Below are 14,343 nucleotides of genomic sequence, written 5' to 3'. Positions count from 1 at the left end.
TAATGCTAAAAATTTCTAATCTACATGCCAGCGTCGAAGAAAAGACCATCATAAAAGGTCTGGATCTGGAAATTGGTCCGGGTGAAGTACACGCTATCATGGGCCCTAACGGTGCGGGTAAATCCACGCTGGGCTACGTATTGTCTGGCCGTGACGGCTACGAAGTGTCTGACGGTACGGTAGAACTGAACGGTAAAGACTTACTGGATTTAGACGTAGAAGAGCGTGCCCGTGAAGGTCTGTTCCTGGCATTCCAGTATCCGGTAGAAATCCCGGGTGTTTCTAACATGGAATTCATGAAGGAATCGGTAAATGCCATGCGCGAACAACGTGGTGAAGAGCCACTGACTGCCGCAGAATTCCTTAAAAAAGCCAAAGAAGCCTGCAAGCAGGTTCAACTGCCGCTGGATTTCCTTAAGCGTGGCGTAAACGAAGGCTTCTCCGGGGGTGAGAAAAAGCGTAACGAAATCATGCAAATGATTCTGCTTGAACCGTCGCTGTGTATTCTTGACGAATCAGACTCCGGTCTGGACGTTGACGCGTTGCAGGTTGTCGCTGACGGCGTAAACAGCCAGCGCAACGACAAGCGGAGCTTTATCGTGGTAACCCACTATCAGCGCCTGCTTGACTACATCAAACCGGACTTCGTACACATTCTGGCCGACGGCAAAATCGTCAAGAGCGGCGATGCGTCGCTGGCGCTGGAAGTTGAGAAAAACGGTTACGCTTTCTTAGGTAAGAAATACGAGGAGAGTGAAGCATGAGCCAATGGCTGGAACAAGTCATTGACAACGCTCAGGATGTTTCTGACTTCCTTTCTTCTCAGCGCAAAAAATCACTGGCAGCTCTGCAGGAGCAGGGCTGGCCGGGTAAGCGTGCCGAGCAATGGCGTTTTACCCCGCTGACCAGCGTTGAGAAACGTAAAGCAATCAAAGCGAAGGTGACAGAAGAACCTGCTGTGCCGCAGATTGATAAACTGGATACTATCGATCTGGTATTCGCTGATGGCAAGCTGGTGACTGACATCAGTGAACTGTCATTGCCTAAAGGCCTGAAAATCAAGTCACTGAAAAAAGCCGGTGACGACGAACAGGCGGCTATAAAAAGTATTTTTGCGAAGATTAAACCTGCCCGTCACACCTTCGGACTGGTAAATGACGCCGTGTCTAAACAAGGCGTGTTCATCGATGTCGCTGCAGGGGCAAAAATCAAACCGGTTGTGCGGGTTTTGAACCTCAGCACTCAGGCAGGCGATGCCCATACCCGCGTACTGGTGCGTTTGGGTGAAGCGGCCAAGTTGACTGTTATTGAACACGGTGAAGGCACGGCTGACAGCCTGACGACGGCATTTGCTGAATACAGCATTGCAGATCATGCGCAGCTGGAACATTATCGTTTTGCCCTGTTTACCGGTAAAGCGAAACAAATCGGTGGCAGTCACTTTAAGCTCGGTGAAGAGGCCAGCCTGAACAGCACACTGGTTGGCTATGGCAGCGAATTAAGCCGTCTTGATATCGATGTTTGGCATGCCGGTGAGCACGCTAATGCGAAAATGAATGCCATTTATCTGCTGGCAGAAGGTGAACTGTTCGACCTGCATACCACTCTGGAGCACGCTGTTCCTAACGGTACATCAGAAGAAAATGCCCGCGGTATCGTAGGTGACGGTGCCCGCGCCGTATTTAACGGTCGTATCCATATTCACCGCGATGCCCAGAAAACACTGGCAGAGCTTAATAACCGTAACCTGTTACTTTCGCGCCGTTCGCTGATTAACACCAAGCCTGAGCTTGAAATTTATGCGGATGATGTGAAATGTGCTCACGGCGCTACGGTTGCAGAAATCGATGATACGGCACTGTATTACATGCTGAGCCGCGGTATTCCCCGCAGTAAGGCGCTGGTCATGCTGAATTTCGGCTTTATTCAGGAACTGGTTACCCAAATTCCGAAAGAAGCCATTGCTGACTGGCTGCTGCCAAAACTCAGCAAACGTTTTGCCTCTATGGAGGTAAAATGAGTCTGGACGTGCAGGCCCTGAGGGCGCAATTTCCGATCCTCAGCCGCAAGGTGAACGACAAACCGCTGGTTTATCTGGATAATGCAGCAACCACACAGAAGCCGCAGGCAGTGCTGGATGCCATTATGGATTTCTACACCACCACGAATGCCAATGTGCACCGTGGTGCTCATGCGCTATCTGATGAAGCCACGCGACGCTTTGAAAAAGCCCGTGACGATGTGGCCGCGTTTATAAACGCGAATGACCGTAAGGAAGTGATCTGGACAGCCGGTACTACCGAAGCCATTAATCTGGTTGCGAAAGGCCTGGGTCAGTTGCTGAAAGCCGGTGATGAAGTTGTGGTGACTGAAATGGAACACCACGCGAACCTCGTGACCTGGCAGCAAGCCTGTAAAGTGTCCGGTGCAACATTAAAAGTTGCGCCCATCTTTGATTCCGGTGAGCTGGACACAGACGCCTTTACTGCGCTGCTGAACACCAATACCCGGCTGGTAGCTTTTCCCCATGTCTCTAATGCTTTGGGTACGCTGAATCCGGTGAAACTGCTCACGGCGAAAGCGAAAAAGCACGGGGCGCTGGTGTTAGTCGACGGCGCTCAGGGTATTGCTCATGGCGGCGTGGATGTGCAGGATATTGGCTGCGACTTCTATGCGTTTTCCGGCCACAAGTTATTTGGCCCTACCGGCACCGGTGTGCTGTGGGGACGGGCAAACGTATTGCAGGACTGGCCGGTATGGCTGACCGGCGGTGAAATGATCGCCGATGTGACCTATCAGGATGCGACCTGGGGCGAACTGCCTAACCGTCTTGAAGCCGGAACGCCGAATATTGCCGGTGCTGTTGGTCTTGCCGCTGCGGTTAACTGGTTCTCAGCGTTGGATACCCATGCAGTACAGGCCCATGAAAAGGCATTGCTGGCCAGTGCTCATGAACAGGCTGACGCCTTTGATGGCATGCGAATTGTTGGTACTGCACCGGCTAAAATGGGTGTAATGAGCTTTATTCTTGACGGCATTCATCCGGCTGATGTGGGTTACATTCTTGATCAGCAGGGCGTTGCTATCCGTACCGGTGATAACTGTGCGCAGCCGCTGATGAAGAAGTTTAATATTCCCGGCACGGCCCGCGCATCATTTTCTATTTATAACAGCCTTGATGAAGTGGACGTTCTGTTCAGTGCGCTTCGCAAGGCTCATATGATGCTTGCTTGATAAGGAGGCAACATGTCCGTAGAAACGTTTATACCCTCTACTACCGTTATTTCTCTGACCGACAGTGCGGTAAAGCACTTTGAGAAAAAAGTCGCATCCAGACCAGGCAGCGTTATCCGCCTGTCTACTAAGGTCAGCGGCTGTACCGGTTACGCTTATGTGCTGGATCTGGCCGATGCCCCTGAAGCAGATGACGAACTGGTTTCTGCCAGCAATGCCCTCACGGTGGCGGTAGCGAAAGATGCGGTGAAGTTTGTCAGAAATACCGAAATTGATTACGTTCAGGAAGGGATCAATGGCGTAATCAAGTATAACAATCCTAATGTCGTGGACGAATGTGGCTGCGGCGAAAGCTTCAATATCGGTTAATACGTTTTGGCTAAAGCACAAAAAATGGTAGTCACGGAACGTGACTGCAAAGCACGCCTTGTTCCGGCCGGGCAAATTTCTACCATTCCCGGCGGGGAGTTCGTCTCTATCACTCAGGAACTGGGTGGCAACTACACCATCACCTGGCGTGGTAATATGTATCGTATCGACGGGACTGATGCTGATGCCATTGGCCGTAAACCGATGGTACTGAATTTTGATGCACCGGCAGACGGCAATATCGATGAGCAACAGGTTTGGGATGCACTGGAAACGATTTATGATCCGGAAATTCCGATTAATCTGGTGTCTCTTGGGCTGATATATAAAGTGTCTGTGGACCAGGATAAAAAATCTGTTGCTGTAGACATGACTCTGACTGCCCCGGGCTGCGGCATGGGACCGGTACTGGTAGGCGACGTGGAATATCGCATCGGTATGGTGCCCCACGTTGACTCAGTGCACGTTGAACTGGTGTTTGATCCTCCCTGGTCCCGCGATAAAATGAGCGAAGAAGCACAGCTCGAAGCCGGTTTGTTTTTCTAAGAAAAGGTTTTCAACATGACAATGTCACTCCCCGGTAGCCAGGAAATTATTGATGATCTGGCCTTTTTTGATGACTGGGAACAACGTTATCAGTACATTATCGACCTGGGTAAATCTATCCCCGGGTTGCCGGACGATGAGAAAACGCCGGATAAACTGGTTAAAGGCTGTCAAAGCAGCGTGTGGCTTGAGTCACGGGTTGAAAATGGTCTGGTTAAATTTTCTGTAGACAGCGATGCAGTCATTGTTCAGGGATTACTGGCCCTGGTTATGGCGGCGTACAATAACAAAACGCCCCGTCAGATCCTGGATTTTGATGTTGATGCGTACTTCGCAGAACTCGATCTTGAACGTCATATTACCCCCACACGGGGTAACGGCTTAAGAGCTATTGTTGCGAAAATTCAGGCACTGGCCAAACGTTCAGTTAACTGATTTTCTGAGCGTATTGTCATAAAATCGTCATCACCGTATGACTACACTTTCCGGCTGCGTCAAATGGCAGGGAAGTGATTGACGATTCCCTCTGGTCAACTGGTCTGGAATTGCCTATAATTCGCGGCCAAAATTTTAATGATTCATTGGAGACAGAAGAATGGCTCTTGAGCGTACATTTTCTATTATCAAGCCTGATGCGGTAGCTAAAAACGTAATCGGTGCAATTTACAACCGTTTTGAAACTGCTGGTCTGCGCATCGTAGCATCTAAAATGCTGCACCTGAGCAAAGAACAGGCTGAAGGTTTCTACGCAGAACACAAAGAGCGTCCTTTCTTCGGCGCGCTGGTAGACTTCATGACTTCTGGTCCGGTAATGGTTCAGGTACTTGAAGGCGAAAATGCGGTTGTTAAAAACCGTGAAATCATGGGCGCGACTAACCCGGCTGATGCAGCTGCGGGTACTCTGCGTTCTGATTACGCAGCGTCTATCGACGAAAATGCGGTACACGGTTCTGATGCACCGGAATCTGCTGCACGTGAAATCGCATACTTCTTCTCTGACGAAGAAATCTGCCCGCGTACCCGTTAATGTTTAACGATCGCGTAAGAAAAAGGAGAGCCCAGGCTCTCCTTTTTTGTGTCTGCAACGCAGTGTTTGAAAAGCAGGCACAACGAAGTTTATCGCTGTGCCTGTTTCATGCCGTTGCTTAGTCGGTTAAACCGCGACGTTTCATCAGCGCATCTACTGTAGGTTCCTGGCCACGGAACTCAACGTAGTTCTCCATCAAATCTTCACTGTTACCTTTAGACAGAATTTCCTTGCGGAACAGATCGCCGTTTTCACGGGTCAGGCCACCATTTTCTGCCATATGGGCAAAGGCATCAGCTGCAAGCACTTCTGTCCACAGGTATGCATAGTAACCGGCTGAATAGCCACCGGCGAAGGTGTGACTGAAATAGGCGGATTTGTAGCGGGGAGGCACCGGTGCATAATCAATGCCGTGCTTCTCCAGAGCCGCTTTTTCAAAAGCAGCCACATCTCTGACTTCTTCATCCGCGCCAATCATGTGCCATTCCATATCCAGCAGAGCGGCTGCCAGATATTCCACCGTGTTGAAGCCCTGATTGAAGCTGACAGCTTTCATCACTTTATCCAGCAGAGCCTGAGGAATGGGTTCCCCGGTTTTGTAATGTTTGGCGTAGTTTGCCAGTACTGCAGGATCGATAGCCCAGTCTTCATTAAACTGAGACGGGAATTCAACGAAGTCACGGGCCGTGTTCGTGCCGGCCAGGCTGGGATATTTTACCAGCGAGAACAGACCATGATCTGCGTGACCGAATTCATGGAACAGGGTAGTGGTTTCGTCGAAAGACAGTAGAGTGGGTTCACCCGGCGCCGGCTTAACAATATTAAGCTCGTTGTAGACAACAGGCTTAGTACCATTCATGAACGACTGGGTAACGAATTCACTCATCCATGCACCACCGCTCTTGCCTTCACGGGCGTAAGGGTCGAAATAGAATAAGCCAATGTTAGATCCATCTTCGTTGAAGACTTCAAACAGACGGGCGTCTTCAACATACACAGGTAAATCAGTACGCTCTTTAAAGGTAATGCCGTACAGCTTTTCCATCGCAAAGAACAGGCCGTTTTCCAGCACAGAGTTCAACTCGAAGTAAGGTTTAACTTCACTGTCGTCCAGATCGTATTTTGCCTTACGGACTTTCTCAGCATAATACGCCCAGTCCCATGGCTGTACATCACCTGTTACGCCATCAGCGTGCATGACTTCTTCAATGGCAGCCGCTTCTTCTTTGGCTTTTTCCACTGCCTGCGGTGCCAGGTCGTCCAGGATCTTAAAGACATTTTCAGGTTTCTTCGCCATCTGGTTTTCAATGGCATAGGAGGCCCAGTTAGGGTAACCCAGTAATGCTGCTTTCTCAGCACGCAGGTGTGTCAGTTCCAGAATAATCGGGCCGTTGACATCCATCGCACGGTTCGCTGATTTTTCCCAGATTTTCTTGCGCAGCTCACGGTTTTCCAGGCTGGTCAGAATGGGTTGGCGGGTGGTGTTAACCAGGCTGATCATATAGCCTTCTTTATCCGCACCTTCTGCCGCTGACTTCAGGCTCGCTTTGTCGCTGTCAGAAAGACCGGCCAGTTCAGATTCATCAGTAACGATGATGGTGTCGTTTTTAAATGATGCCAGAATATTCTGCGAGAACTGAGTTTGCAGCTTTGTGATCTGCTCATTTATGCCACGTACCTTCGCTTTCTGCTCTTCAGTCAGGTTGGCACCGGCGCGGACAAACTGCTCGTAGGTTTTTTCCGTCAGACGCTTGTCTTCTTTATTCAGGCTGTCTTTATTTTCATAAACGGTTTTTACCCGTTCAAACAACTTGCTGTTCAGATGAATGCTGTCACTGTGCGCAGTGAGGCGCGGTGACATTTCAGCTTCAATACGCTGAATTTCTTTATCAGAAATGATACTGGATAAGTTAAAGAAAATGGTAGCAACGCGGGTCAGCAACTCACCGCTTTTTTCCATTGTCAGAATGGTATTTTCAAACGTGGCCGGAGCTTCATTACCTGCAATGGCATCTATCTCAGCAGTATGCTCTTCCATGCCAAGTTCAAAAGCGGGTTCATAATTCGCAGTCTCGATTTTATCGAAATCCGGCGCCTGATAGTCCAGCGTACTGGGTTTTAACAGCACGTTTTCAGCTTGCACAGTTTTCTCCTCAGCAGATGCTGTGGCAGAGTGGGATTCTTCTTTGGCAGGGCTGCAGGCGGTCAGTGCCAGTGCGGCAGCTATCGCTGTTGCCATTAGTGACTTTCGCATTAGGTTCTCCATTGATGTCCCGGTTTGTTTTCCGGGTTATTGTTGTAACCGGTGAGAGGCTTCATAGAGGAACACAGGTTCCTTTGAAATCCGGCTTCATTCCTACTCTAGCAACACCGGCGTGAGCGGACAATATTAGCAGTCCCGCTGAACTGCATGTTTATCGTGAAAACTCAGATTTCACCGCTTTCTAAGCCGGTTTCCCTATGATAGAATGCGCGGCTAAAATTTGTGCAGTCAATGCAATGCCGGTAAAGCGAATTTTCACTGTTATCGCCCGTTCCTGCGGGCCCTTTCAGGCGGTTTCTTCCGCCGTCACCGGCAAGCTCTCACGGAAGACATTTATTCGCACCCCGCACGGCATGTATCTGTGTATTTTACGGGGCCGGACTGCTGCACGTTATGAATATGATTAAGACAGAATTCGGGGTCATCGACGACTTATGGCAAAGACAAACCTTTTAAATCTGAACCGCGCAGCTTTGCGGGAATTTTTCGCTGACATTGGCGAGAAGCCTTTCCGTGCTGACCAGGTGATGAAATGGATTTATCAGCAAGGTGTCAGCGATTTTAATGAGATGAGTAATCTTAATAAAAACCTGCGGGCTAAATTGCTGGAAAATGCAGAAGTTGTTGCGCCTGAAATTGCTTACTACCAGGAAGCCAGCGACGGTACAATTAAGTTCGCTCTGGCGCTGGAAGGCGGACAGGAAGTAGAGTCTGTGTGGATCCCTGAAGCAGAACGGGCCACCCTTTGCGTATCCTCGCAGGTTGGCTGTGCGCTGGAATGTACGTTCTGTTCCACGGCGCAGCAAGGCTTCAACCGTAATCTGTCTGTCAGCGAAATTATCGGTCAGGTATGGCGTGTGGCAACCTTCCTGGGCCTGTCGAAAGATACATCTAAGCGACCCATTACCAATGTGGTAATGATGGGCATGGGTGAGCCATTGCTCAATCTTAAGAATGTTGTACCTGCTATGGATTTAATGCTGGATGACTTTGGTTTTGGTCTGTCAAAACGCCGTGTCACGCTGAGTACTTCAGGTGTTGTTCCTGCGCTGGATATGCTGGGCGATCAGATTGACGTTGCGCTGGCTATTTCTCTGCACGCTCCGACAGATGAACTTCGCAATGAAATCGTTCCTATCAATAAGAAATACAATATTGAGACGTTTCTTGCCGGTGTACGCCGTTATCTCAGTAAGTCCCGCGCGAATCAGGGCAAGGTAACCGTAGAATACGTTATGTTGTCGAACATAAATGACAGTACCGACCAGGCACACCAGCTGGCAAAAGTGCTGAAAGAAACACCGTGTAAAATTAACCTTATCCCGTTTAATCCGTATCCGGGTTCACCTTACCTGTGCTCAAGCAATTCCCGTATTGACCGTTTTGCCAAAGTACTGATGAGCTATGGCCTGACAGTGGTTGTGAGGAAAACCCGTGGCGACGATATTGATGCTGCATGTGGTCAGTTAGTAGGCGATGTGGTCGACCGTACGAAACGAATGTTAAAGAAACAGATGAAAGGTGAAGCGATTTCAGTAAAAATGGCACAGTAAGGAATTAATTAAGAGGTAGGAGCTTCATGCGATTAGGCGTACTTGCTCTCGTTATTGCACTGACAGGATGTGTAAGCCAGAACCAGCAAAACGGGTATTCTGGCGATGATTTTGATATGGAACAGGCCGCAAAGACCCGAATTTCTCTGGGCCTGACTTACCTTAAAAACGGCAATTACCAGCAAGCCAAAGTGAATCTGGACAAAGCGCTGGAATTCGCTCCCAGGTATGCTGACGCGCATTATTCGCTGGCATACTATTACCAGACCGTGGAAGAGTGGGGCAGAGCTGAACAGTCTTACGAGAATGCTTTGGATCTGGCGCCCCGCAATGCCGAAATTGCCAATAGCTACGGTGCTTTTCTTTGTCAGCAGAAAAAATATGACAAAGCTAATGACTTTTACAGCAAAGCACTGAATAACCTGCAATATGCAAATTCAGCGCAAACCTACGAAAATATGGCTATCTGTGCTGCTGACCAGGGCAAGCGTGAAGAAGCCATCGGCTATCTTACAAATGCGCTGAACCATCAGCCCGGCCGTTCCAAAAGCCTCTTCATGCTGACTCAGCTTTACGTTGAAACCGGACAATGGGACGAGGCTGAATCTGTTATGCGCCGGTACGAGCGCGTTTCCCGTGTCAGCCCCGAATCTGTGACACTGGCTATCGCAATTGCTGAAGGGAAAGGGGATGCTGAGACCGCGCAGGGATACGGTGAAATGCTGGTCACTATGTATCCTCAGAGTGAGGAAGCAAAAGCCTACCGGGAAAGTATTATCCGCAAAGCCAATGCCTCTGCGCAAATAGTGCGCCGGGTCAAACCGAAGGCAGAGGTTCAGGCTAAAGCGCAAAAGGTGGTCAGCCCTGATAGCGCTCCGGTCAGCAAAGAGCCTGCTCCGGTACAAAATACAGCTGCTGTACAGAATGAACCGCAATCTGACTTACCGGTACAGGAAGATCCTCAAACCCGCTATCATGAAGTGAAACCGGGCGAAAATTTGTATCGCATTTCGCTGAAATACAACATTAAAATGTCGCGCTTACAGGCCTGGAACAAACTCGCCGATCCCGGTGATATCGAGGTCGGTATGCGTTTACGTCTTTCGCCCGAAAAATAACACTCACAAGGTATTCAATGAGCACAAACGAAAACCCGGTTGATGAACAGAAAACGGCTCCCACTCCCGGCGAAATGTTGCGGGATGCGCGGGAGAAAGCCGGATTAAGTCAGCAACAAATGGCTGATAAACTGTTTCTGAAACTGAAAAATGTCGTGGATATCGAAAATGATCATCTGGACGAGGCAATGTCGGCAACGTTCCAGAAAGGCTATGTCCGCATGTATGCCAGACAACTGGGCATTCAGGAAGCGCCGGTCATCGACAGTTTTAACCGGCTGCACACTGTCACCAGACCGCCGGCACGTTTACAGAGTTTTTCAAAGCGCGTAGCAAAGCAGGCCCATGACGATCGCTGGATGATGGTTACCTGGATCATGCTGCTGTTACTGGTGGTGGCACTGGTTGCCTGGTGGTATCAGCAGTCTGACGGTTTGACGTTCTCTGACCCCTCCGCTGAAAAAGAAGCTGTAGTAACCCGCTCAGCATCGCCGCAAGCAGCAGACCCTGCTGTGGGCGAATCTGCACAGCCGTCACTTTCAGCCCCTGAGGAAGCTTCAGACACCGCAATAGAATCTGCAACTGCAGAGACGAACCCTGAGGATACAGCGCCTTTGCAGACTGACATTCAGCCTGAAGGTGACCAACCCGAAGCTGACGTATCAGATGTCGCAGAAAGCACACCGGAGCAAAGCAGCGGCGACATGACCGGCGTTGATGATGCCTCCCCGGCCGGTGACAGTACAGAAACCACTGATATTACCGGCGCGGCCACTGTGGAACTGGTATTTACCTTCGACGAAGATTGCTGGATTAATATCGAAGATGCCACTGGCGAAGCTATCGCTTATGGTGTGAAAGCCTCCGGACGGGTGATGCCTGTGAGTGGCCAGCCGCCGTTTAAAGTAACTTTAGGTGCACCTGATGGTGTGAGTATTACCTATGACGATGATGCCGTTGATATTTCCGCGTTTCAGGTTGGCAGAATCGCCCGCTTCACGTTACCAATGCAGGACTAATCATGTTTACTGAAAGCCCCGTCAAACGTCGTAAATCTACGCGCATTAATGTGGGAAGCGTACCCGTCGGTGATGGTGCACCCATTGCTGTACAGTCTATGACAAATACGCCGACAACGGATGTCGATGCTACTGTGGCTCAAATCAAACGTATTGTCGCGGTGGGCGGTGAAATCGTGCGGGTCTCTGTACCTACGATGGAAGCGGCAGAAGCGTTTAAAGCTATCCGTGCACAAGTCTCAGTGCCTTTGGTGGCAGATATCCATTTTGATTACCGCATTGCCCTGAAAGTGGCGGAATATGGTGTAGATTGCCTGCGTATTAATCCCGGCAACATTGGCAACATGGAACGGGTTAAATCTGTGGTGGACTGCGCCAGAGACAAAAATATTCCTATCCGTATCGGTGTGAACGGTGGTTCACTGGAGCGGGACCTGCAGGAAAAGTACGGCGAGCCTACTCCTGAAGCGCTGGTTGAGTCTGCCATGCGCCACGTTGATATTCTGGACAAGCTTAACTTCGACCAGTTTAAGGTCAGTGTGAAAGCCTCCGATGTATTCCTGGCTGTCGGTGCATACCGCTTGCTGGCTCAGCAAATTGATCAGCCGCTGCATCTGGGTATTACAGAAGCCGGCGGACAACGTGCCGGTGCCGTAAAAAGTGCAGTAGGTTTGGGTATGTTACTTGCTGAAGGGATCGGAGATACCCTGCGTGTTTCTCTGGCCGCTGACCCGGTTGAAGAAATCAAAGTCGGTTTTGATATCCTTAAGTCGCTGCGCATACGCTCAAGAGGTATCAATTTTATTGCCTGTCCGAGTTGCTCCCGTCAGGAATTTGATGTCATCGGTACGGTGAACGCACTGGAACAGCGTGTGGAAGATATTTTAACGCCCATGGATGTGTCCATAATCGGCTGCGTTGTTAACGGACCCGGCGAGGCTGAGGTGTCTGATTTAGGTCTGACCGGCGCGCGCAATATGAGCGGTTTCTACGAAGACGGTAAACGTCAGCGTGAGCGTCTGGCTAACGATGACCTGGTGGATCAACTCGAGCGTCGTATCCGTGCAAAAGCGTCCCGTCTGGATGAAGCAAACAAGATCCCGGTCTCGGTAAAAGAATCGTAAAACCTGTAGGGCGAAGTGCGGCACAATGAGATAACAAATGCGCCGCTCCGCTGTCAGGGAAGTAACATTGTTGTTTAATACTAAAGCCCCTATAATGCGGGGCTTTTAAGTTTCAGGTAAATGAGAATTTCAGGTGGCTAAGATAATTCAGGCAATCCGTGGAATGAACGACTGCCTGCCGGAAGTATCCGGTACGTGGCAGCGAGTGGAGTCCACCCTGCGTCAGGTGGTAGCCAGTTACGGTTATCAGGAAATCCGTACTCCTATTGTAGAGAGTACTGACTTATTTAAACGCTCTATCGGTGAAGTGACTGATATTGTTGAAAAAGAAATGTATACCTTCGAAGACAGAAACGGCGACAGCCTGACACTGCGTCCCGAAGGTACGGCGAGCACGGTTCGCGCCGGTAATGAACATGGTTTGTTATATAACCAGCAGCAACGTCTGTGGTACATGGGACCCATGTTCCGTCACGAGCGTCCGCAAAAGGGCCGTTACCGTCAGTTTCACCAGTTTGGTGTAGAGACCTATGGTCTCGACGGACCGGATATCGATGTTGAAGTGATCCTGCTGAGTGCCCGCATTTGGAAAGCATTTGGCATCAGTGATCAGGTGACCCTGCAAATTAACTCACTGGGCTCTAATGAGGCCCGTCGCTTGTACCGTGAAGCGTTGACTGAATATCTGCGGGCACGTGCTGACCAGCTCGATGAAGACTCTCTCCGCCGTCTTGAAACCAATCCTCTGCGTGTACTGGACAGTAAAAATCCCGATGTGCAGGCGGCGATTCAGGATGCGCCATCACTGCTTGATCACCTGGACGAAGAATCCAAAACACATTTTTCAAATTTATGTGAACGATTAACGCAGGCGGGCATCCAATACGAGGTTAATCCACGACTGGTACGCGGGCTCGACTACTACAACCGCACTGTTTTTGAATGGGTAACAGACAGTCTGGGCGCTCAGGGCACAGTGTGTGCCGGTGGCCGTTACGATGGTCTGGTTGAGCAGTTGGGTGGCAAAGCCACGCCTGCAGTGGGTTTTGCTATGGGTATGGAGCGGCTGGTATTGCTGTTAACTACTCTGCAGGCCACTGAACAGGATAATATTGCTGCCGATGTTTATGTTACCTCAATGGGGGCTGATGCCTATGCCCTTGAAGTGGCTGAGCTGCTGCGGGACAGTTGTCCTTCCATGCGGGTTATGATGCATTGCGGCGGCGGCAACTTTAAGAAGCAGTTGAAGCGTGCTGATAAGACCGGCGCAGGTTATGCTGTGTTACTTGGCAGCGAAGAAGCTGAGAATAAAGTAGCGACAGTGAAACCGCTGCGTTCTGACGGTGAACAAAAGACGGTAGCACTGGCTGAACTGGCCGGTATGTTGTCAGAGTTAGTGGATTAAGTGCTGCCGGCGGGTAGCCGGCAGGAAAAAGTCGATTTAGAGGTTAAGTACATGGAACATTTCGCCACAGAAGAACAACAAGTCGAAGCGATTAAAAAGTTTTGGAAAGACAATGGCGCGGCCATTGTGATTGGTGCTGTATTAGGTCTGGGTGGCCTGTGGGGCTGGCGTTATTATTCTGATGCCCAGCGTACAGCAAAAGAGCAGGCCTCTGCGGACTATCAGGTGGCAGTAGAATCTATTGAAGCTGATGGCAACGCCGGCAAACTGGACAGTTTTCTGGGCAAAACAGATAGTAGTGGTTATGCCACTATCGGTGGTCTGGTTGCTGCGCAGCAAGCCGTAAGCAACAACGATTACGATGCGGCTGTGAAAGCACTCACAGCAGTAAAAGACCAGGCAGCAGATGCGCACCTGGCAACCATTGCTTCACTGCGTCTTGCCCGTATTCAACTGGAACAGGGTAATGGCGACGCCGCGCTGTCTACGCTTAAAGCGGTTAATGACAGTGCGTTTGATGGCAACGTGAAAGAAATCGAAGGCGATGTCTATGTGGCGCAGGAAAAATATGACGCGGCACGCATGGCTTACACTGAAGCGTTAGAAGCCGCCAGCGGTAATGTTCTGCTGGAAATGAAGCTGGACAATCTGCCAGTTCTGGCAAGCGAATAACTATAACAGAGGT

At 50.0% G+C, this 14,343-nt stretch carries 14 protein-coding genes; 13 read left to right on the top strand and 1 reads right to left on the bottom strand.

Features of this window, described 5'->3' with window-relative positions; all coding sequences use genetic code 11:
- Window positions 1-2 precede the first annotated feature (2 nt).
- The 7 genes from sufC (at window position 3) to ndk (ending at window position 5,176) form a co-directional block, all read left to right on the top strand.
- Entirely contained in the window at window positions 3-764 is a 762-nt protein-coding gene (gene sufC / locus J3369_RS14410) for a Fe-S cluster assembly ATPase SufC (protein ID WP_070125705.1), read from the top strand.
- Window positions 761-2,020, top strand: a complete 1,260-nt coding sequence (sufD, locus tag J3369_RS14405) for a Fe-S cluster assembly protein SufD (protein WP_349588091.1) — start codon at window positions 761-763, stop codon at window positions 2,018-2,020. Before sufC ends, sufD begins: the two co-directional genes overlap by 4 nt.
- Window positions 2,017-3,234: an aminotransferase class V-fold PLP-dependent enzyme gene (locus J3369_RS14400; RefSeq protein WP_349588088.1), complete on the top strand. Its 1,218-nt coding sequence runs from the start codon at window positions 2,017-2,019 to the stop codon at window positions 3,232-3,234. The genes sufD and J3369_RS14400 overlap by 4 nt, the downstream gene beginning before the upstream one ends.
- A gap of 12 nt (window positions 3,235-3,246) precedes the next feature.
- Window positions 3,247-3,603, top strand: coding sequence for a HesB/IscA family protein (locus J3369_RS14395; protein ID WP_303573034.1), 357 nt, complete (start codon window positions 3,247-3,249; stop codon window positions 3,601-3,603).
- A gap of 24 nt (window positions 3,604-3,627) precedes the next feature.
- Window positions 3,628-4,149, top strand: a complete 522-nt coding sequence (gene sufT / locus J3369_RS14390) for a putative Fe-S cluster assembly protein SufT (RefSeq protein ID WP_303573035.1) — start codon at window positions 3,628-3,630, stop codon at window positions 4,147-4,149.
- A gap of 21 nt (window positions 4,150-4,170) precedes the next feature.
- Window positions 4,171-4,584 (top strand): SufE family protein, encoded by a 414-nt coding sequence (locus tag J3369_RS14385; RefSeq protein WP_119503435.1) that lies wholly within the window; start codon window positions 4,171-4,173, stop codon window positions 4,582-4,584.
- A gap of 160 nt (window positions 4,585-4,744) precedes the next feature.
- Window positions 4,745-5,176 (top strand): nucleoside-diphosphate kinase, encoded by a 432-nt coding sequence (gene ndk, locus J3369_RS14380; RefSeq protein WP_070125710.1) that lies wholly within the window; start codon window positions 4,745-4,747, stop codon window positions 5,174-5,176.
- 118 nt (window positions 5,177-5,294) lie between these two features.
- On the opposite strand, the gene J3369_RS14375 is transcribed toward ndk, so the two are convergent.
- On the bottom strand, window positions 5,295-7,430 hold the full coding sequence (locus J3369_RS14375) for a M3 family metallopeptidase (protein ID WP_349588085.1): 2,136 nt from the start codon (window positions 7,428-7,430) through the stop codon (window positions 5,295-5,297).
- A 443-nt stretch (window positions 7,431-7,873) separates the two neighbouring features.
- On the opposite strand from J3369_RS14375, the gene rlmN reads away from it, so the two are divergent.
- The 6 genes from rlmN to J3369_RS14345 all read left to right on the top strand — a co-directional run bounded on the left by rlmN (window position 7,874) and on the right by J3369_RS14345 (window position 14,330).
- Window positions 7,874-8,992: a dual-specificity RNA methyltransferase RlmN gene (rlmN, locus tag J3369_RS14370; RefSeq protein WP_303573037.1), complete on the top strand. Its 1,119-nt coding sequence runs from the start codon at window positions 7,874-7,876 to the stop codon at window positions 8,990-8,992.
- A 26-nt stretch (window positions 8,993-9,018) separates the two neighbouring features.
- The gene (gene pilW, locus J3369_RS14365) at window positions 9,019-10,110 is read left to right on the top strand and encodes a type IV pilus biogenesis/stability protein PilW (RefSeq protein WP_349588083.1); all 1,092 of its coding nucleotides are present in this window, start codon (window positions 9,019-9,021) and stop codon (window positions 10,108-10,110) included.
- 17 nt (window positions 10,111-10,127) lie between these two features.
- Window positions 10,128-11,129 carry a RodZ domain-containing protein gene (locus tag J3369_RS14360; RefSeq protein WP_349588080.1) on the top strand — a complete coding sequence of 334 codons (1,002 nt, stop codon included), beginning with the start codon at window positions 10,128-10,130 and terminating at the stop codon, window positions 11,127-11,129.
- Window positions 11,130-11,131: 2 nt separating this feature from the next.
- Window positions 11,132-12,253, top strand: coding sequence for a flavodoxin-dependent (E)-4-hydroxy-3-methylbut-2-enyl-diphosphate synthase (gene ispG, locus J3369_RS14355; RefSeq protein WP_119502009.1), 1,122 nt, complete (start codon window positions 11,132-11,134; stop codon window positions 12,251-12,253).
- A gap of 133 nt (window positions 12,254-12,386) precedes the next feature.
- Complete coding sequence (gene hisS, locus J3369_RS14350) at window positions 12,387-13,658, top strand: histidine--tRNA ligase (RefSeq protein WP_349588076.1); 1,272 nt, start codon at window positions 12,387-12,389, stop codon at window positions 13,656-13,658.
- Window positions 13,659-13,709: 51 nt separating this feature from the next.
- On the top strand, window positions 13,710-14,330 hold the full coding sequence (locus J3369_RS14345; protein WP_349588074.1) for a YfgM family protein: 621 nt from the start codon (window positions 13,710-13,712) through the stop codon (window positions 14,328-14,330).
- Window positions 14,331-14,343: the final 13 nt, after the last annotated feature.

Origin of the sequence: Alteromonas sp. NFXS44 (genome assembly GCF_040148705.1) — a bacterium.
In the GTDB taxonomy this organism is placed as follows: domain Bacteria; phylum Pseudomonadota; class Gammaproteobacteria; order Enterobacterales; family Alteromonadaceae; genus Alteromonas.
Note: the sequence above shows the minus strand (reverse complement) of the source record. Positions and strands in the feature narration are given on the sequence as shown.

Bases quoted from the DNA above. Each gene is read 5' to 3' on its own strand.
- J3369_RS14360 (WP_349588080.1), top strand. From the start codon at position 10,128: ATGAGCACAAACGAAAACCCGGTTGATGAACAGAAAACGGCTCCCACT.
- J3369_RS14385 (WP_119503435.1), top strand. From the start codon at position 4,171: ATGTCACTCCCCGGTAGCCAGGAAATTATTGATGATCTGGCCTTTTTT.
- J3369_RS14400 (WP_349588088.1), top strand. From the start codon at position 2,017: ATGAGTCTGGACGTGCAGGCCCTGAGGGCGCAATTTCCGATCCTCAGC.
- rlmN (WP_303573037.1), top strand. From the start codon at position 7,874: ATGGCAAAGACAAACCTTTTAAATCTGAACCGCGCAGCTTTGCGGGAA.
- ispG (WP_119502009.1), top strand. From the start codon at position 11,132: ATGTTTACTGAAAGCCCCGTCAAACGTCGTAAATCTACGCGCATTAAT.
- sufT (WP_303573035.1), top strand. From the start codon at position 3,628: ATGGTAGTCACGGAACGTGACTGCAAAGCACGCCTTGTTCCGGCCGGG.
- sufD (WP_349588091.1), top strand. From the start codon at position 761: ATGAGCCAATGGCTGGAACAAGTCATTGACAACGCTCAGGATGTTTCT.
- J3369_RS14395 (WP_303573034.1), top strand. From the start codon at position 3,247: ATGTCCGTAGAAACGTTTATACCCTCTACTACCGTTATTTCTCTGACC.
- pilW (WP_349588083.1), top strand. From the start codon at position 9,019: ATGCGATTAGGCGTACTTGCTCTCGTTATTGCACTGACAGGATGTGTA.
- J3369_RS14345 (WP_349588074.1), top strand. From the start codon at position 13,710: ATGGAACATTTCGCCACAGAAGAACAACAAGTCGAAGCGATTAAAAAG.
- sufC (WP_070125705.1), top strand. From the start codon at position 3: ATGCTAAAAATTTCTAATCTACATGCCAGCGTCGAAGAAAAGACCATC.
- J3369_RS14375 (WP_349588085.1), bottom strand. From the start codon at position 7,430: ATGCGAAAGTCACTAATGGCAACAGCGATAGCTGCCGCACTGGCACTG.
- ndk (WP_070125710.1), top strand. From the start codon at position 4,745: ATGGCTCTTGAGCGTACATTTTCTATTATCAAGCCTGATGCGGTAGCT.